Consider the following 533-nt stretch of genomic DNA (forward strand, 5'->3'; position numbering starts at 1 on the left):
ATCGCATTCAGGCAGACGAACGCGGGCCTGAACCCTGTCGGCATCAACGGCACTGACCGTACCGATCTGACGGGTGACACCAGTCATTTTTTCTTCTCCTTAATCACCGTCGATGTACTGCCATCCGGGTGATAAACCGTGAGTTTCTGAGTTTTTTGTTTTTTCCCTCTTGTGACTGGCCCCCGTGCCACTTCCAGCTCTGTGGTGTAGCCGCTGTTACGCTCAAACGCATGGCGGGCAGTGATTATCAGCCATGGACCGGATAACTGTCCAAAGCCCACCAGTTCAATTTTGTTGCCTGCTGTCAGTTGAGGCGTTCCCGTCAGCGTCAGGGAGCCGTTCTGCTGGTATTCGTTATGTCTGGCCAGTGCTGAATCCGCTTTAATCCGGGCGCTGTCCGGGTCGCTGACGCGGCTGTTAACTTTAAGTGAGTCAGCGCTGGTAACCTTACCGCCTTTGAGCTTTTTGTCGCTTTCACGGGTACCACCATCAGCTTCGTAGACGATCAGTTTTTTACTGCTGCTTTTCTGGTG

At 53.1% G+C, this 533-nt stretch carries 2 pseudogenes; both read right to left on the bottom strand.

Annotated elements, in window-relative coordinates:
• Nucleotides 1-87: pseudogene (locus K0335_RS22585) on the bottom strand (phage baseplate assembly protein V); the annotation flags it as partial.
• Nucleotides 84-533, bottom strand: a pseudogene (locus K0335_RS22285) (phage protein D); the annotation flags it as partial. The pseudogenes K0335_RS22585 and K0335_RS22285, both read right to left, overlap by 4 nt.

The organism is Escherichia sp. GZ89, assembly GCF_019366485.1.
In the GTDB taxonomy this organism is placed as follows: domain Bacteria; phylum Pseudomonadota; class Gammaproteobacteria; order Enterobacterales; family Enterobacteriaceae; genus Escherichia; species Escherichia fergusonii.